General features: G+C 68.7%; 15 protein-coding genes. All 15 read left to right on the top strand.

The features are described from left to right. Positions 1-121: 121 nt before the first annotated feature. The 15 genes from AC1D2O_RS14565 (at position 122) to AC1D2O_RS14495 (ending at position 17,050) form a co-directional block, all read left to right on the top strand. On the top strand, positions 122-1,618 hold the full coding sequence (locus AC1D2O_RS14565) for an indolepyruvate oxidoreductase subunit beta family protein (protein ID WP_478089414.1): 1,497 nt from the start codon (positions 122-124) through the stop codon (positions 1,616-1,618). Positions 1,619-1,633: 15 nt separating this feature from the next. Continuing rightward, positions 1,634-2,626 (top strand): PDR/VanB family oxidoreductase, encoded by a 993-nt coding sequence (locus AC1D2O_RS14560; RefSeq protein ID WP_478089413.1) that lies wholly within the window; start codon positions 1,634-1,636, stop codon positions 2,624-2,626. Positions 2,627-2,854: 228 nt separating this feature from the next. Then, complete coding sequence (locus tag AC1D2O_RS14555) at positions 2,855-4,168, top strand: aromatic ring-hydroxylating dioxygenase subunit alpha (RefSeq protein ID WP_478089412.1); 1,314 nt, start codon at positions 2,855-2,857, stop codon at positions 4,166-4,168. Continuing rightward, the gene (locus tag AC1D2O_RS14550; RefSeq protein WP_478089411.1) at positions 4,168-4,653 is read left to right on the top strand and encodes an aromatic-ring-hydroxylating dioxygenase subunit beta; all 486 of its coding nucleotides are present in this window, start codon (positions 4,168-4,170) and stop codon (positions 4,651-4,653) included. The genes AC1D2O_RS14555 and AC1D2O_RS14550 overlap by 1 nt, the downstream gene beginning before the upstream one ends. Positions 4,654-4,660: 7 nt before the next feature. Next, positions 4,661-6,292: an AMP-binding protein gene (locus AC1D2O_RS14545; protein ID WP_478089410.1), complete on the top strand. Its 1,632-nt coding sequence runs from the start codon at positions 4,661-4,663 to the stop codon at positions 6,290-6,292. Next, positions 6,289-7,458 (top strand): thiolase family protein, encoded by a 1,170-nt coding sequence (locus tag AC1D2O_RS14540; RefSeq protein ID WP_478157264.1) that lies wholly within the window; start codon positions 6,289-6,291, stop codon positions 7,456-7,458. Before AC1D2O_RS14545 ends, AC1D2O_RS14540 begins: the two co-directional genes overlap by 4 nt. Then, the gene (locus tag AC1D2O_RS14535) at positions 7,455-8,705 is read left to right on the top strand and encodes an SDR family NAD(P)-dependent oxidoreductase (protein ID WP_478157262.1); all 1,251 of its coding nucleotides are present in this window, start codon (positions 7,455-7,457) and stop codon (positions 8,703-8,705) included. The genes AC1D2O_RS14540 and AC1D2O_RS14535 overlap by 4 nt, the downstream gene beginning before the upstream one ends. Before the next feature lie 16 nt (positions 8,706-8,721). Continuing rightward, positions 8,722-9,534 carry a cyclase family protein gene (locus tag AC1D2O_RS14530; protein WP_478093785.1) on the top strand — a complete coding sequence of 271 codons (813 nt, stop codon included), beginning with the start codon at positions 8,722-8,724 and terminating at the stop codon, positions 9,532-9,534. After that, positions 9,531-10,256, top strand: coding sequence for an SDR family oxidoreductase (locus AC1D2O_RS14525; RefSeq protein WP_478093783.1), 726 nt, complete (start codon positions 9,531-9,533; stop codon positions 10,254-10,256). Before AC1D2O_RS14530 ends, AC1D2O_RS14525 begins: the two co-directional genes overlap by 4 nt. Positions 10,257-10,403: 147 nt before the next feature. Continuing rightward, positions 10,404-11,561, top strand: a complete 1,158-nt coding sequence (locus AC1D2O_RS14520; RefSeq protein ID WP_478093782.1) for an ABC transporter substrate-binding protein — start codon at positions 10,404-10,406, stop codon at positions 11,559-11,561. A 153-nt stretch (positions 11,562-11,714) separates the two neighbouring features. Next, a complete protein-coding gene (locus AC1D2O_RS14515; RefSeq protein WP_478157260.1) occupies positions 11,715-12,857 on the top strand; it encodes an ABC transporter substrate-binding protein in 1,143 nt (380 codons plus the stop codon). Next, the gene (locus tag AC1D2O_RS14510) at positions 12,858-14,183 is read left to right on the top strand and encodes an aromatic ring-hydroxylating dioxygenase subunit alpha (RefSeq protein WP_478092047.1); all 1,326 of its coding nucleotides are present in this window, start codon (positions 12,858-12,860) and stop codon (positions 14,181-14,183) included. Then, a complete protein-coding gene (locus AC1D2O_RS14505; RefSeq protein WP_478092048.1) occupies positions 14,180-14,650 on the top strand; it encodes an aromatic-ring-hydroxylating dioxygenase subunit beta in 471 nt (156 codons plus the stop codon). Before AC1D2O_RS14510 ends, AC1D2O_RS14505 begins: the two co-directional genes overlap by 4 nt. 39 nt (positions 14,651-14,689) lie before the next feature. Further along, positions 14,690-15,847, top strand: a complete 1,158-nt coding sequence (locus tag AC1D2O_RS14500; RefSeq protein ID WP_478092050.1) for an ABC transporter substrate-binding protein — start codon at positions 14,690-14,692, stop codon at positions 15,845-15,847. Positions 15,848-15,994: 147 nt separating this feature from the next. Further along, entirely contained in the window at positions 15,995-17,050 is a 1,056-nt protein-coding gene (locus AC1D2O_RS14495) for a branched-chain amino acid ABC transporter permease (protein ID WP_478092052.1), read from the top strand. Positions 17,051-17,089 lie beyond the last annotated feature (39 nt).

Genomic DNA, 17,089 nt, shown 5'->3' with positions numbered 1-17,089 from the left:
TCCATGCCCGCACGGCGCGGCCCTGCCAGGGATACCGCGGAACCGGCTTTGCCGGGCCGCTGGTATCGCCCCCGGTCGGGGGTGGGCGGCTACACGAAGTGAGCCAACCTGGGGGCGAGCCATGATTCAACCGATCAAGATTGCAATTCTCGCGATGGGCGGCGAGGGCGGCGGCGTGCTGGCCGACTGGATCGTCGACATGGGCGAAGCCAACGGCTACCTGGCGCAGACCACCTCGGTGCCGGGCGTGGCCCAGCGCACCGGCGCCACCATCTACTACGTCGAGCTGTACCCCGAGGCGCAGGCCGAGGCCGACGGCGGCCAGCCGGTGCTGGCGCTGATGCCGCTGCCGGGCGACGTCGACGTGGTGCTGGCCTCGGAGCTGATGGAAGCCGGCCGCGCGGTGCAGCGCGGCCTCGTCACGCGCGAGCGCACCACGCTGGTCGCATCGACGCACCGGGTCTATTCGATCGCCGAGAAAAGCGCTTTGGGCGACGGCCGGGTCGACAGCGCCGAATTGCTCAAGCATGCCGAGCGCGCCGCCAAGCGCTTCATCCGTTTCGACATGGCCGAGGCCGCCGAGGCCTCGGGCAGCGTGATCAGCGCGGTGCTGTTCGGCGCGCTCGCGGGCGCCGGCGTGCTGCCGTTCAGCCGGGCCCAGTTCGAGGCCACGATCGAGCGCGGCGGGGTCGGCGTCAAGCCCAGCCTCAAGGCTTTCGGCGAGGCCTTCTCGCGTGCCCAGGGCGCGCCGGAGACGGGCGCCGCGGTGGCCGCCGACGTGCCTGCCGTGCCTCAGCCGCGCCATCCGGGGGTGCGGGCGCTGGTGGAGCGCGTGCAGCAGGACTTCGCTGCGCCCGCGCAGAACTTCCTGCTCGAAGGCGTGCGCCGCCTGATCGACTACCAGGACCTGGACTATGCGGGGCTCTATCTCGACCGCATGGCCGCGGTCGCCCGCCTGCCCGTCGATGACGACGGCCGGCTGCTGAAGGAAATCGCGCGCTGCCTGGCGCTGTGGATGTCCTACGAGGACACGGCGCGCGTCGCGGCGCTCAAGACGCGCGCGACGCGCTTCGAACGGGTGCGCGGCGAGGCCCGGGTGCAGGACGGCCAGGTGCTGGCGATCAACGAATACATGCACCCGCGCCTGCAGGAGATCTGCGAGACGCTGCCGGCCGGCATCGGCCGCTGGCTGATGGACTCGCGGCTGCCGCGCCGGATGGTCGAGCATTTCACGCAGAAGGGCCGCGTGGTCCAGACCAGCTCGCTGCGCGGCTACCTGATGCTGCGCACGGTGGCGGCCTGCAAGCGCTGGCGCCGCTCGACCCTGCGCTACGCCGAGGAGAACCGGCGCATCGAGGACTGGCTCGCGCGCATCGCGGAGATCGCGCCGCGCCATCCCCAGCTGGCGATCGAGATCGCCCAGTGCCAGCGGCTGGTCAAGGGCTACAGCGACACCCACGAACGCGGGCTGCGCAACTACGACACCGTGATGGCGGCCGTGCAGCGCGCGGGCGCGCGACTCGCACCGGCCACCCTGCGCGAGCTGCGCGATGCCGCGCTGGCCGACGAACACGGCCACAAGCTGCAAGCGGTGCTGGTGCAGCACGCGCTCGCCTGACCACGGAAACCTGCCATGTCCGCCCAGCCCCTGACCCTCCAACTGCGCGTCGCCGAGGCGCGCGAACTGAACCCGCTGATCAAGACCTTCAGGTTGCGATCGGACGATGGCGACGCGCTGCCCGGCTTCGCCGCCGGCGCCCACGTCCGCGTGCGGGTCGAACTGTCCGACGGCGCGCACGACTGGCGCCACTACTCGCTGATCAACTTCGCCGTCGACGCCAAGGCCACGGACGCACCCACCGACTACGTGATCGCGGTGCGCAAGGAGGCCGAGGGGCGGGGCGGCTCGCGCTTCATGCACGAGCGCGTGCGCGAAGGCGACCTGCTCACGATCGAGGCGCCCAAGAACGATTTCCCGCTCCACACCGGCCCGGGCGGCACCGTGCTGCTGGCCGGCGGCATCGGCGTGACGCCGCTCGCGAGCATGGCGACGCGGCGCCGCGCCGAGGGCCTGCCGGTGCGCATGCACTACGCCGGCCGCAGCCAGGAGCTGATGGCCTTCGTGCCCGAGCTGCAGGCGCTGCTCGGCGACGATCTGCGCCTGCATGCCGATGTCGAGCAGGGCGGCCCGTTCGACATCGGCGCGATGCTGGACGGCATCCCTGCCGGCGACCGGCTCTACGTGTGCGGCCCCAAGCTGATGCTCGACGCCGTGCTGGCGCAGACGCAGGCCCGCGGCTGGACCCACGACCGCGTGCACTTCGAGCTCTTCACCACGCCGGTGGTGGAGGAGGGCGACCACGCCTTCGAGGTCGAGCTGGCCCAGTCCGGCCAGCGCTTCACGGTGCCGGCCGACCAGAGCATCCTCGACTGCCTGATCGAGCACGGCTGCGACCCGATGTTCGACTGCAAGCGCGGCGAGTGCGGCGTCTGCGCGACGCCCGTGATGGAGGGCGAGATCGACCATCGTGACTACGTGTTGACCGCGCGCGAAAAGGCGCAAGGCAACGTCATGCAGATCTGCATCTCGCGCGCCAAGGGGCCGCGGCTGGTGCTGGACATATGAACACCCCCGAAGCGCCTGCGGCGCCCCGAGTCGCTGCCAGAGGCAGCGGCTCTTCGGGTCCGTCCAAGCCTGCGCAGGCAGGCCTGGAGCCGCGGACCTCAGCCCCTCGAGGGGGCGATACCAGCGGCCCGGCGAAGCCGGTTCCGCGGTATCCCTGGCTTTTGCGGCGCCGGATTCATGCGTCGCGAGAAATCGATAGCGTGGTGAAAAACTGAACTGGAGAGGACCATGAGCAAGTACCGAGGCAACCCCGAAGCGGTGCGCGCGCTGGTGCAGCCCGACCGCGTGCACCGCGACCTCTACACCAGCGCCGAGCTGTTCGAGCTCGAGCAGGAGCACTTCTTCGCCAACACCTGGAACTACGCGGGCCACGAGAGCCAGATCCCGAAGTCCGGCGATTACCTCCACACCGAGCTCGCGGGGCGTCCGCTGATCATCGTGCGCCACACCGACGGCTCGGTGCGCGCGATGATGAACCGCTGCGCGCACAAGGGCTCGCGCCTGGTGACCGCGCCCTGCGGCAACACCGGCAAGTTCTTCCGCTGCCCCTACCACGCCTGGACCTTCAAGACCGACGGCTCGCTGCTGTCGATCCCGCTCAAGAACGGCTACGAAGGCACGCAGCTGCACGAATGCGAATCGGCCAAGGGACTGACCACGATCCGGAACGTGCGCAGCCATCGCGGCTTCATCTTCATCAAGATCAACGACGTCGGACCCGACTTCGAGGAGTTCTTCGGCGACTCGCTGAGCTCGATCGACAACATGGCCGACCGCTCGCCCGAGGGCGAACTCGAGATCGCCGGCGGCTGCCTGCGCTTCGTGCACCAGTGCAACTGGAAGATGTTCGTCGAGAACCTCAACGACACCATGCATCCGATGGTGGCGCACGAATCCTCCGCCGGCACCGCCAAGAGCATGTGGGCCGGCAAGCCCGAAGACGAGCCCAAGCCGATGGCGATCGAGCAGTTCGTGCCCTTCATGTCGGACTACAAGTTCTTCGAGGACATGGGCGTTCGCACCTACGACAACGGCCACAGCTTCACGGGCGTGCACTTCAGCATCCACAGCAAGTACAAGGCGATCCCCGCGTACGACGACGCAATGAAGGCCAAGTACGGCGAGGAGCGCACCGCGCAGATCCTCGGCATGGCGCGGCACAACACCGTGTACTACCCCAACCTCACGATCAAGGGCGCGATCCAGGCGATTCGCGTGGTGCGGCCGATCGCGGTCGACAAGACGCTGGTCGAGAGCTGGACCTTCCGCCTCAAGGGCGCGCCGCCCGAGCTGCTGCAGCGCACGACCATGTACAACCGGCTGATCAACTCGCCGTTCTCGGTGGTGGGGCATGACGACCTGCAGGCCTACCGCGGCATCCAGGCCGGGCTGCACGCGAGCGGCAACGAATGGGTGAGCCTGCATCGCAACTTCGACCCTTCGGAAACCAAGGGCGGCGAGATCACGACGGTCGGCACCAGCGAGCTGCCGATGCGCAACCAGTACCGCGCCTGGGCCAAATTCATGACGGAGACGATGTGATGCCGGACGACGTGACCCGCCAGGACCTGATCGACTTCGTGGTGAACGAGGCGCGCCTGCTCGATGCCAGGCGCTACGAGGAATGGAACGCGCTCTTCACCGACGACGGCTTCTACTGGGTGCCGCTGGTGCCCGACCAGGAGGACGGCCTCAACCACACCTCGCACATGTACGAGGACAAGTTGCTGCGCGAGCTGCGCATCGAGCGGCTCAAGAGCCCGCGCGCCTTCTCGCAGCTTCCGCCCAGCCGTTGCCACCACCTGCTGCAGACGCCGACGGTCGAGAGCTTCGATCTCGAGGGCAAGCGCTTCGTGGTGCGCAGCGAGTTTCACTACACGGAGTCGCAGGGCGACGAACTGCAGTTCTACGTCGGCACCTTCTTCCACCACCTGACGCTGCAGGATGGCGCGCTGCGCATGACGCTGAAGCGCGTGAATCTGCTCAACTGCGACGCCGCGCTGCCCGCGGTGCAGCTGTTCATCTAGGGACGCCATGCCTTACGCCACCGTCCACGATGCCTTCCGTGCGAGCGCCCGGCGCACGCCCGACGCCGAGTTCCTGTTCACCGAGGCGGTCACCGCTGCGGCCTACGGCATGGCGCCGGGTGCGATTCACTGGGGCGAAGCCGCCGCACGGGTGGAGCGCCTGCGCACTGCCTTCGCCGACGCCGGCTACGGGCACGGCCACCGCGTCGGCCTGCTGCTCGAAAACCGCCCGGAGTTTCTCCTCCACTGGTTTGCGCTCAACGCACTGGGCGTGAGCGTGGTGCCGATCAACGCCGACATGCGTTCGGCCGAACTGAGCTACCTGATCGGCCACAGCGAGATCGCCCTGGTGGTGACGCTGCCTCACCGCGCGGCCGACCTGCGGGCCGCGGCCGAAGCCGCGGGCCGGCCTTTCGAGACGATGGGGCCTGATGAGCTCGACGCCGTGCCGCCGTCGAAGACGCCGCCGCCGCGTGTCGCCGAGCCGATCGGCCTTGCGACCGAATGCGCGCTGCTCTACACGTCCGGCACCACGGGCCGCCCCAAGGGCTGCATGCTGGGCAACGAGTACTTCCTGCGCGCGGGCCAGTGGTACGCGGAGCTCGGCGACCTCTGCCCGGTCCGGCCCGATGCCGAACGCATCATCACGCCGCTGCCGCTCAACCATGTGAACGCGATGGCGTTCTCCACCATGGTGGTGCTGGTCGCGGGCGGCTGCCTGGTGCAGCTCGACCGCTTCCATCCCAAGACCTGGCTCCAGAGCGCGCGCGAGAGCCGCGCCACCATCGCGCACTACCTCGGCGTGATGCCGGCGATGCTGCTGTCGGCGCCCGCATCGGCGTCGGACCGCGAGCACGCCATCCGCTGGGGCTTCGGTGCCGGCGTCGACCGCAAGAACCATGCGCCGTTCGAGGCGCGCTTCGGCTTTCCGCTGGTCGAGGCCTGGGCCATGACCGAGACCGGTGCCGCCGCCTGCGTGATGGCCAACCACGAGCCGCGGCACGTCGGCACCAGCTGCTTCGGCCGCCGCGAGGATTTCGTCGAGATCCGCCTGGTGGACGACGAAGGCCGCGAGGTCGCCGACGGCACGCCGGGCGAACTGCTGGTGCGAGCCAGCGGTGCCGATCCGAAGCGCTATTTCTTCTCCGGCTACCTGAAGGATGCGGACGCCACGCGCGAGGCCTGGGCCGACGGCTGGTTCCATACGGGCGACATGGTGCGCCGCGATGCCGGGGGCAACTTCTACTTCGTCGACCGCAAGAAGAACGTGATCCGGCGCAGCGGCGAGAACATCTCGGCGGTGGAGGTCGAGAGCGTGCTGAACCAGCATCCGGCCGTGAAGACCTCCGCCGTGGCCGCCACGCCCGATGCGGTGCGCGGCGACGAGGTGCTGGCCTGCATCGTCATGCGCGAGGACGCCGATGCCTCCGAGCCGGAGCAGCTGGCGGCCAGCATCGTCGCGCATGCGCTGGCGCAGCTGGCCTACTACAAGGCGCCGGGCTACGTGGCTTTCGTCGATGCGCTGCCGCTCACGGCTTCGCAGAAGATCCAGCGCGGGCAGCTGCGCGAGATGGCGCATGCGCTGCCGGGCCAGGCACACTGCATCGACACGCGTGCGATGAAGAAGAGGCAAGCATGACACGTCGAATGTCCTATGAAGGCGTGGCGGTTGCCGTGCCCATCACCGTGCCCTACCAGCGCTATTCGACGCTCGGCGCCCACTGGTTCCTCGGCCAGGCGATGGAGGCGCTGGTCCAGGCCAGCGGCCTGAAGAAGGAACAGATCGACGGCCTGTGCGTCAGCAGCTTCTCGCTGGCGCCCGACACCGCCGTCGGCGTGACGCAGCACCTGGGCCTGTCGCCGCGCTGGCTCGACCACATGCCGACCGGCGGCGCCTCGGGCGTGATGTGCCTGCGGCGCGCGGCGCGCGCGGTGCAGGCCGGCGATGCCGACGTGGTGGCCTGCGTCGCGGCCGACACCAACCATGTGGATTCGTTTCGCCAGACGCTGGGCGCCTTCAGCAACTTCGCGCGCGACGCCACCTATCCCTACGGCTCGGGCGGGCCGAACTCGATCTTCGCCTTCATCACGGCGCACTACATGCGCACCTTCGGCGCGACGCGCGAGGACTTCGGCCGCATCGCGGTCGACCAGCGCAGCAACGCCCTGAAGAATCCGAACGCGATGTTCAAGAAGCCGCTCGGCCTCGACGAGTACATCGCCGCCAGGCCGATCTCCGACCCCATCCATCTGTTCGACTGCGTGATGCCCTGTGCCGGCGCCGAGGCCTTCCTGGTTATGAGCGAGGAGCGCGCGCGCGACCTCGGCCTGCCGCATGCGGTGATCCGCGGCGCGATCGAGCGCCACAACGCCTACTCGGAAGACCCGGTGATGGTGCGCGGCGGCTGGCGTGTCGATCGCGATGACCTCTACGCGCAAGCCGGCGTGCAGCCTACCGACATCGACTTCGTTCAGACCTACGACGACTACCCCGTGATCGTGATGATGCAGTTCGAGGACCTCGGCTTCTGCGAGAAGGGCGAGGGGTCGGCCTTCGTGCGCTCGCACACCATGACCCACGACGGCAGCTTCCCCAACAACACCAGCGGCGGTCAACTCTCTGCAGGACAGGCCGGTGCCGCCGGGGGCTTCCTCGGCATGACCGAGACGATCAGGCAACTGACGGACACAGCTGGTCCTCGTACCGTGCCGGATGCCAGGTTGGGCCTGGTCGCCGGCTTCGGCATGGTGACTTACGACCGCTGCCTGTGTACGGGCGCCGTGATTCTTGGGAGACCTTCATGACCATGCCGCTCATGCGCCCCAAGCGCAAGAACCCGGTGCTGCGCACCCGGCAGATGAACCTGCCGCCCTGGGCGCGCGGCCGTGTCGCCCTCGGCATCACCGCGGCCGCCGCCGAGGGTCGCTTCGAACTGCAGACCTGCGAGGACTGCGGCACGGTGCAGTACCCGCCGCGCGAGGCCTGCCACAAGTGCCTGTCGCCGCACCTGCACTGGCGCGAGCAGGGCGGCGAGGGCGAGCTGCTCAGCAGCACCACGCTGCATCACAGCAACGACCTGTTCTTCCGCGAGCGGCTGCCCTGGCGGCTGGGCCTGGTGCATCTCGATGCCGGCCCGACGCTGATGGTCCACCTGCACGGCGAGGTCGGCGAGGCGCCGTCGCGGGTGCGCGTGGGTGCCCGGCTCGACCGCGCGGGGCAGGCGGTATTGATTGGATTTCCGAACGAAGGGAGCGCCCACATGGCCGACGACAAGATGCTCAGAGAAATGACCAGCGATCCGAAGTTCCGCAAGGTGCTGGTCACCGACGGCAAGACCGAGGTGGGCCAGGCGATCGTGCGCGCGCTGGTCAAGGCCGGCGCCGACATCGTCTGGGTCGGCCATGCCGAGCCCTGGAAGAAGATGGGCGGACTGGACGACATCACGGCGCTGCCGCAGGTCACGCTGGTGCCGCTCGACCTGACCAACGGCCGCTCGGTGACCGAACTGGCCGGCGAGATCGGCGGCAAGGTCGACATCGTGATCAACAACGCCGAGGTGCATCGCAGCTTCGGCATCGGCGCGCGGCGCGGCACCGATGTCGCGAAGGCCGAGATGGACATCAACTATTTCGGGCTGCTGCGGCTCGCCCAGGAGTTCGGTCCGGCGCTCAAGGGGCGCTCGGCCGACGGCGTGACCGGCGCCACCGCCTGGGTCAACCTGCTGTCGGTCTACGCGCTCAGCAACTTTCCGCCGCACGGCACCTTCAGCGCCTCGAAGGCGGCGGCACATTCGCTCGCGCAATGCCTGCGCGCCGAGATGCGGCCGGCCGGCATTCGCGTGATCAATGTGTTCCCGGGTCCGATCGACGACGAATGGAACCAGCACACGCCGCCGCCCAAGCTCGGCGCCGGTGCGCTGGCGAACGCCATCGTGAAGGCGCTGCGTGACGGCATCGAGGACGTGTACCCGGGCGACGTGGCACAGGAATGGCTGGAGCGCTGGCGCGACAACCCGAAGATCCTTGAACGCGAACTCGCGGCGGGCGGCTGAAAGCAGGAGCAACACGATGACGACGACAACCGAACTGATGTCCGCCGCCGAGATCCTCGGCGGCCTGGTGAGCGCGATGGCCAGCGGCCGCATCCGCGTGGTCGACCTCACGCAGACCCTGACGCCCGAGTTCCCGCAGATCGCGCTGCCGCCCGAGATGGGCCAGTGCTGGCCCTTCCGGATCGAGGAGGTGTCGAAGTACGACGAGCGCGGGCCGGGCTGGTACTGGAACAACTTCTCCTGCGGCGAGCACACGGGCACCCACTTCGACGCGCCGATCCACTGGATCTCGGGCCGCGACCTGCCGAACAATTCGGTCGACACGATTCCGGTGCAGCACTTCGTCGCGCCGGCCTGCGTGATCGACTGCTCCGAACAGGTCAAGGCCGACGACGACTACCTGCTGAGCATCGCGGACATCGAACGCTACGAGAGCCGCCATGGCCGCATCCCGAAGGGCGCCTGGGCGCTGATGCGCACCGACTGGTCGAAGCGCCAGGACCCCGAGGCCTACCAGAACTTCGACGAGACCGGCCAGCACACGCCGGGCCCAAGCACCGAGGCGGTGCGCTTCCTGGTCGAAGAGCGCGACGTGATCGGCTTCGGCTCCGAGGCCATCGGCACCGATGCCGGCCAGGGCTACCACCTGCGGCCGCCGTATCCGTGCCACTACTACATGCACGGGGCCGGGCGCTACGGCCTGCAGTGCCTCAGCAACCTCGACCTGCTGCCGCCCGCGGGCGCGGTGCTGATCTGCCCGCCGCTCAAGATCGAGAAAGGCAGCGGCAGCCCGCTGCGCGTGCTGGCGCTGGTTGGAGCCTCGGCATGACGGCCCGGGTCGCGGCCGTCACCGGCGGCAGCGCCGGGATCGGCAAGGCTATTTGCGAGGACTTGCTCGCGCAAGGCTACGAAGTCGTCTCGCTCGCGCGCCGTCGCAGCGACGTCGAGCATCCGAAGCTGCACAGCATCGAGGTCGATCTCGCCGATCGCGCGGCCACCGCGCAGGCCGCGGCCGAACTGGTGCGGCGCTTCGAGGTGACCACCGTGGTGCACAACGCCGGCGTGATCCGGCCGGCGCTGATCGCCGACGTCAAGCTCGACGACCTCGATGCGCTGGTCGACCTGCACCTGGGCTGCGCGATCCAGCTGGTGCAGGCGGCGCTGCCGGCGATGCGCGCGCAGCGCTTCGGTCGCGTGGTGCTGCTGTCGTCGCGCGCGGCGCTGGGTCTCGCCTCGCGCACCAGCTATTCGGCCACCAAGGCCGGCATGCTGGGCATGGCGCGCACCTGGGCGCTCGAACTCGCGCCCGAGGGCATCACGGTGAACGTGGTCGCGCCGGGCCCGATCCGCACCGACATGTTCTACGACGTCGTCGAGGCCGGCAGCGACAAGGAGCGTGCGCTCGCGGCCTCGGTGCCGGTCAGGCGGCTCGGCGAATCGGCCGACGTGGCACGGGCCGTGCGTTTCTTTGCCGACCCCGCGAACAGTTTCGTCACGGGGCAGGTGCTGTACGTGTGCGGTGGCACCAGCGTCGGCAGCCTGGCCCTTTGACGCCAAGCACCCGCCACTCATCGTTCCCACCCTTGTCAGCGCGCCACAGCTTCACTAGCATTATTGACACTTAAACATTTCACAAATCATGTTTTTGTTCGACGCCCTCGGTTCTTCTTCGTTTGGCTCCAACCTCAGGAGGTTTGCATGAAAGTCTTGACCCGAATCTGCGCACTGGCGGGCCTTGTGGCCGGCTTCAGCGCCCTGACCGCCGCCAGCGCGCTGGCGGCCGATCTCAAGGTGGGCTTCATCACCTCGCTGTCGGGGCCGGTGTCCTCGCTGGGCATCCCGTACGAGAAGGGCATGAAGGCCGCGCTGGCCTACAAGTCGGAGCTCAACGGCCGCAAGATCCAGCTGGTGCAGCTCGACGATGCCTCGGACCCGTCGACCGCCGCACGCAACGCGCGCAAGATGATCGACGAGGACAAGGTCGACGTGATCATCGGCACCGCGGGTTCGCCCGGCGCGCTGGCCATCGCCGCGGTCGCGCGCGAGACCAAGACACCGCTGATCTCGATCGCCAACGCCAACCTGCCGGGCGACGACGGCGCCTGGATGGTCACCTTGCCGCAGCCGGCGCCGCTGATGGTCAGCGCAGTGGTCGAGCGCATGAAGAAGTCGGGCGTGAAGACGGTCGGCTACATCGGCTTCTCCGACGCCTGGGGCGACCTGGTCTACGACGCGCTCAAGAAGAGCGCCGAGCCGGCCGGCATCCAGGTGGTGTCGAACGAGCGCTATGCGCGCGCCGACACTTCGGTCACCGGCCAGGTGCTGAAGATCGTGGCGCTGAAGCCCGACGCGGTGATCACCGGCACCTCGGGCACGCCCGGCGCCTTGCCCTACCTGGCGCTGGCCGAGCGCGGCTACAAGGGCCAGATCTACGGCATGCACGCGCTGATCAATCCCGACTTCGTGCGCGTGGGCGGCGCGTCGGTCGAAGGCCTGCTGGCGCCGACCGGCCCGGTGATCGTGGCCGAGCAGCTGCCCGATTCGAACCCGATCCGCAAGGTCTCGATGGACTTCCGCGCGGCCTACCAGAAGGCCAACGGCGCGCCGCCGACCGATGCCTTCTCGGCCTACACCTTCGACGCCTGGCTGCTGTTCCTCGACGCCGCCGCGCGCGCCAAGGGCGAACCCGGCACGCCGGCCTACCGCGTGGCGCTGCGCGACGCGATCGTGAGCACCAAGGAGCTGACCGGCACGCACAGCGTCTACAACTTCAAGCCCGACGACCGCTATGGCTCGGACGAGCGCTCGCGCGTGATCGTCAAGCTCGAGAAGGGTCAATGGAAGCTGGTGCCATAGCTCGCCCCCAGGTTGGCTCACTTCGTGTAGCCGCCCACCCCCTACCGGGGGCAATACCAGCGGCCCGGCGGAGCCGGTTCCGCGGTATTCCTGAAATGTCCCTTGCATCTGGTGCGGGACTTTGATCGCATCGCCTTTCGGAACTCATTGATCATGCGCACATCCATTCGAACCCTCGCCGTCGGCGCCGTGGCTTTTGCCGCAGCGCAGGCCATGGCCGCCGACCTCAAGGTCGGCTTCATCAGCTCGCTCTCGGGCCCCGTGTCGGCGCTGGGCATTCCCTACGAGAAGGGCATCCGCGCCGCCATCGCCGAGCATCCGACGCTGGCCGGCCACAAGGTCGAGCTGATCGTGCTCGACGACGCCTCCGACCCGACCACCGCCGGGCGCAATGCCCGCAAGCTGGTGGTCGAGGACAAGGTCGACGTGCTGATCGGCACTTCGGGCGTGCCCGGTGCGATGGCGATCGCGGCCGTGGCGCGCGAGCTCAACACGCCGCTGATCTCGCCGACGCCGGTCACCATCCCGGGCCCCGAAGGCGCCTGGACCGTGACCGTGTCGCAGCCCTTTCCGATGATGGTCGCGGCGGTGGTCGAGCGCATGAAGAAGTCGGGCGTCAAGACGGTGGCCTTCATCGGCTTCTCGGACGCGCTGGGCGACCTGGCCTACGACTCGCTCATGAAGAGCGCCGAAGCCGCCGGCATCAAGGTGGTCGCCAACGAGCGCTATGCGCGCAGCGACTCGTCCGTGGCGGGCCAGGTGCTCAAGATCATCTCGGCGCGGCCGGATGCCGTGTTCGCCGGCAACTCCGGCACGCCGGGCGCGCTGCCCTATCTTGCGCTCGCCGAACGCGGCTACAAGGGCCAGATCTACGGCACGCACGGCCTGATCAATGCCGACTTCGTGCGCGTCGGCGGCGCGTCCATCGAGGGCCTGCAGGTGCCCAGCGGCCCGGTGCTGGTGGCCGACCAGCTGCCCGACAGCAATCCGATCAAGAAGGTCTCGATGGCCTTCCGAAGCGCCTACCAGAAGGCCAACGGCGCGCCGCCGAACGACGCCTTCTCGTCCTACACCTACGACGCCTACCTGCTGCTGGCCGACGCCGCCTCGCGCACCAAGGGCGAGCCCGGCACGCCGGCCTACCGGACGGCGCTGCGCGACGCGATCGTGAGCACCAAGGAGCTGACCGGCACCCACGGCATCTACAACTTCAAGCCCGACAACCGCTATGGCTCCGACCAGCGCGCGGTGGTGATCGTGCGCAGCGAAAAAGGCCAGTGGAAGCTGGTTCCGTAGATGACCACCTATCGCGACCGACCGGATGCGATCCGCGCGCTCGTCCAGGACGATCGCGTGCACCGCGACCTCTACCTGAGCGAAGAGCTGTTCGCGCTCGAGCAGGAGCGGTTCTTCGCCAACACCTGGCTCTACGTGGGGCACGCGAGCCAGGTGCCGAACACCGGTGACTTCTGGTCGCTGGATCTCGCGGGCCGGCCGGTGATGATGGTGCGCCAGCCCGACGGCGCGGTGCGCGTGTTCTACAACCGCTGCGCCCACAAGGGCAGCCGGCTGGTCACGGACGAGAGCGGCAACACGGGCAAGTTCTTCCGCTGCCCGTACCACGCCTGGACCTACAAGCTCGACGGCGCGCCGCTCGCGATCCCGCTCAAGAGCGGCTATGAAGGCACGCGCCTGAGGGAATGCGAATCGGGGCAGGGGCTCACGGAGCTCAAGCACGTGGCCGTGTACCGCGACTTCGTGTTCGCGCGGCTGGCCGATCAGGGTCCGGGCTTCGAGGACTATTTCGGCGAGGTGCTGCAATCGATCGACAACATGGTCGACCGTTCGCCCGAGGGCCGGCTCGCGGTCGGCGGCGGCGTGCTGCGCAACATCATCCATTGCAACTGGAAGATGTACCTCGAGAACATCAACGACACGGTGCATCCGATGTCGACCCACGAGTCGGCCACGCAGGCGGCCGATGCGCTGTGGCAGGGCCGCGAACCCGACGCGCCCAAGCCGATGGCCATGGAGCAGATCCTGCCCTTCGGCTCCGGCTATGACTTCTTCGACCGGATGGGCGGCCGCGTGTTCGCCAACGGCCACAGCGTGCTGGGCGTCAACTTCAGCATCCATTCGAACTACGCGCAGCTGCCGGACTACGAGCAGGCGATGCGCGATGCGCATGGCGCCGAGCGCGCGATCGAGATCCTGCAGCGCTCGCCGCAGAACTCGGTGTTCTTCCCCAGCCTGTCGGTCAAGGGCTCGCCGCAGGCGATCCGCGTGATCCGGCCGCTGGCCGCCGACCGCACGCTGGTCGAGGCCTGGAGCTTCCGTGCCGCCGGCGCACCCGATCTGCTGTTCGAGCGCGCGATGACCTACAACCGGCTGGTCTTCTCGCCGATGTCGGTGGTGGCGCATGACGACGTGCACCTGTTCGAGAGCATGCAGCAGGGCCTGCGCGCCGAGGGCAACGAGTGGGTCAGCCTGCATCGCAACTTCGATCCGTCGGAGCTGCAGCAATCGACGATCACCACCAACGGCACCAACGAGCTGTTGATGCGCAACCAGTTCCGCGCCTGGAAGAAGTTCATGGCGGACGACGTGGAGACGAGCGCGTGACGACCCCCGAAGACTTCGTGGCCGCCGAGGCCGCCCTGCTCGACGCCGGCCGTTTCGACGACTGGCTGGCGCTGTTCGCCGAGGACGGCCACTACTGGGTGCCGCTGCAAGGCGCGGCGCAGGCCGATCCCTTCTCGCACAACTCGATCGCCTACGAGGACCGGCTGCTGCTGCAGCTTCGCATCGAGCGCCTGAAGAACCCGCGCGCGCATTCGCAGCATCCGGCCAGCCATTGCCAGCACGTGCTGCAGCTGTCGCGCATCGAACACCAGGACGATGCCGCCGGCGAGGTGTCGCTCAGCACGCCCTTCATCTATGTCGAGGCACGCGGCGAGCAGCAGCACCTGCTGGCCGGCACCTGCCGCCATCTGCTCCTGCGCACGCCCTCCGGCTGGGCGATCCGGCAGAAGCGCGTCGACCTTCTCCAGGCCGGGCGCGCGCTGCCGGCGATCCAGTTGTTCATCTGAGCGACCCGCTCATCTATTCCATCCACCAGGAGTCCCGACATGAAGAGCTTGATGCAGACCTTGACCCGCAGCGCACTGGCGGCCGCGCTGGGCGCCGGCCTCACGGCAGCGGCGTTCGCGGCCGACCTCAAGGTCGGCCTGAGCGTCTCGCTCTCCGGCCCCAACTCCTCGCTCGGCGTGCCCTACGCCAAGGGCATGCAGGCCGCGCTGGCCTACAAGCCGGAGGTCAACGGCCGCAAGATCCAGCTGATCGTGCTCGACGACGGCTCCGATCCGACCACCGCGGGCCGCAATGCGCGCAAGCTGGTCGAGGAGGACAAGGTCGACGTGCTGATGGGAACCTCGGGCGTGCCGGCCGCGATCGCGATGGCGCAGGTGGGCCGCGACGCCAAGGTGCCGATGATCGGCCTGACCCCGATCCAGCTCGACGCCGCCGAGAACGCCTGGGTGTTCACGGTCGCGCAGCCGACCCAGCTCATGATCGACGCGGTGGTCCAGCGCATGAAGAAGGACGGCGTCAAGACGGTGGGCTACATCGGCTTCTCCGACGCCTGGGGCGACCTGGTCTACAACGCGCTGATGAAGTCGGCGCCCGAGGCCGGCATCAAGGTGCTGGGCAACGAGCGCTATGCGCGCGCCGACGCCTCGGTCACCGGCCAGGTGCTCAAGCTGGTCGCGATGAAGCCCGATGCCGTGATGACCGGCGGCGCCGGCACGCCGGGCGCGCTGCCCTTCCTGGCGCTGACCGAGCGCGGCTTCAAGGGGCCCGTGTACGGGCAGCACGGCCTGATCAACCCCGACTTCGTGCGCGTCGTCGGCGCCTCCGGCCAGAACGCCCTGATGCCCACCGGCCCGGTGATCGTCGCCGAGCAGCTGCCCGACGGCTACCCGACCAAGAAGATCGCGATGGACTTCCGCGCCGCCTTCCAGAAGGTCAACAACGCGCCGACCAGCGACGCCTTCTCGGCCTACTCCTTCGACGGCTGGCTGGTCTTCACCGATGCCGCCGCGCGCGCCAAGGGCGAGCCGGGCACGCCCGAGTTCCGCCTGTCGCTGCGCGACGCCATCGCCAGCACCAAGGAAGTGGTGGGCACGCATGGCGTCTACAACTTCAAGCCGGGCAATCTCTACGGCGTCGACGAGCGCGCCCGCGTGATCGTCAAGCTCGACAACGGCCAATGGAAACTCGCCCCCTGAATGTGGCCCCCACGCTCCCTCACTTTGTGTGGTCGCTGCCCCCCGAGGGGGCCGCAGGCCGCCTTGGGAGCGGCCCGGCGGCGGCCTGATCCTCACGCACCTTTTCTTCAATAGCAACTTCAGGACGATCATGCGAAGGGCATTTCAATGACATGGGACGTGGCGCTCATCCTGGGCATCGACGGGCTAGCCAATGGCGCGGTCTATCTGCTCGCAGGGCTCGGGCTGGTGCTGATTTTTTCCGTCACGCGGGTGGTGTTCGTGCCCTTCGGCGACATCGCGGCCTTCGCGGCGCTGACGCTGGCGGCCTTCGAGACCGGCCGCCTGCCGCCGACGATCGGCCTGGTCATGGTGCTGGCCGCGCTCGCGGTGCTGACCGAGGTCGGCAGCCTGCTGCGGCGCGGCGAGGGCCGCAAGGTGCCCAAGGCCATCCTGGCCTGGGGCGTGCTGCCGCTGCTGCCCTGCCTGCTGGCCTGGGCGACCGCGCGGCCGGGCATGCCGGCGGCGGTGCAGATCGCGGTCACCGTGCTGCTGGTGGTGCCGATCGCGCCGCTGCTGGCGCGCGTGGTGTTCCAGCCGATCGCGGATGCCTCGGTGCTGGTGCTGCTGATCGTCTCGCTGGCGCTGCACTTCCTGCTGTCGGGCCTGGGTCTGCTGTTCTTCGGCCCTGAGGGTTCGCGCACCCAGCCGCTCGCCGGCGGTAGCATCGCGCTCGGCGACGGCTTCTCCGTGAGCGGGCAGGTGGTGCTGATGGTCGGTGCGGCCATCGTGCTGAGCGGCCTGTTCTTCCTGGTGTTCGAGCGCACGGTGGCCGGCAAGGCGCTGCGCGCCACCGCAGTCAACCGCGTCGGTGCGCGGCTGGTCGGCATCCGGCCGGCGCGCACCGCCTTGCTGGCCTATGGCAGCGCCTCGCTGCTGGCCGGCCTGATCGGGGTGCTGATCGCGCCCGTGACCACCATGTACTACGACTCCGGCTTCATCATCGGCCTCAAGGCCTTCGTGGCCGCGATCATCGGCGGCCTCGTGAGCTACCCGATGACCGCCATCGGCGCGCTCGCGGTGGGCGTGGTCGAGAGCTTCGCCTCGTTCTGGAGCGGCGCGCTGAAGGACGTGATCGTCTTCAGCCTGCTGATCCCGGTGCTGATGCTGCGCTCCTTCATGAGCGTGCATTCCGAAGAGGAAGAAGACGAGGTGGACCAATGAGCCGCCGGGCCGCTCCCAAGGCGAATACCGAAGCGCTGC

This window comes from Variovorax sp. P1_G12, from assembly GCF_056405555.1.
This window is presented reverse-complemented; position numbering and strand designations above follow the sequence as displayed.

Coding starts and splice junctions, on each gene's coding strand:
- AC1D2O_RS14515 (WP_478157260.1), top strand. CDS start 11,715: ATGCGCACATCCATTCGAACCCTCGCCGTCGGCGCCGTGGCTTTTGCC.
- AC1D2O_RS14510 (WP_478092047.1), top strand. CDS start 12,858: ATGACCACCTATCGCGACCGACCGGATGCGATCCGCGCGCTCGTCCAG.
- AC1D2O_RS14545 (WP_478089410.1), top strand. CDS start 4,661: ATGCCTTACGCCACCGTCCACGATGCCTTCCGTGCGAGCGCCCGGCGC.
- AC1D2O_RS14540 (WP_478157264.1), top strand. CDS start 6,289: ATGACACGTCGAATGTCCTATGAAGGCGTGGCGGTTGCCGTGCCCATC.
- AC1D2O_RS14550 (WP_478089411.1), top strand. CDS start 4,168: ATGCCGGACGACGTGACCCGCCAGGACCTGATCGACTTCGTGGTGAAC.
- AC1D2O_RS14500 (WP_478092050.1), top strand. CDS start 14,690: ATGAAGAGCTTGATGCAGACCTTGACCCGCAGCGCACTGGCGGCCGCG.
- AC1D2O_RS14560 (WP_478089413.1), top strand. CDS start 1,634: ATGTCCGCCCAGCCCCTGACCCTCCAACTGCGCGTCGCCGAGGCGCGC.
- AC1D2O_RS14555 (WP_478089412.1), top strand. CDS start 2,855: ATGAGCAAGTACCGAGGCAACCCCGAAGCGGTGCGCGCGCTGGTGCAG.
- AC1D2O_RS14530 (WP_478093785.1), top strand. CDS start 8,722: ATGACGACGACAACCGAACTGATGTCCGCCGCCGAGATCCTCGGCGGC.
- AC1D2O_RS14565 (WP_478089414.1), top strand. CDS start 122: ATGATTCAACCGATCAAGATTGCAATTCTCGCGATGGGCGGCGAGGGC.
- AC1D2O_RS14495 (WP_478092052.1), top strand. CDS start 15,995: ATGACATGGGACGTGGCGCTCATCCTGGGCATCGACGGGCTAGCCAAT.
- AC1D2O_RS14525 (WP_478093783.1), top strand. CDS start 9,531: ATGACGGCCCGGGTCGCGGCCGTCACCGGCGGCAGCGCCGGGATCGGC.
- AC1D2O_RS14520 (WP_478093782.1), top strand. CDS start 10,404: ATGAAAGTCTTGACCCGAATCTGCGCACTGGCGGGCCTTGTGGCCGGC.
- AC1D2O_RS14535 (WP_478157262.1), top strand. CDS start 7,455: ATGACCATGCCGCTCATGCGCCCCAAGCGCAAGAACCCGGTGCTGCGC.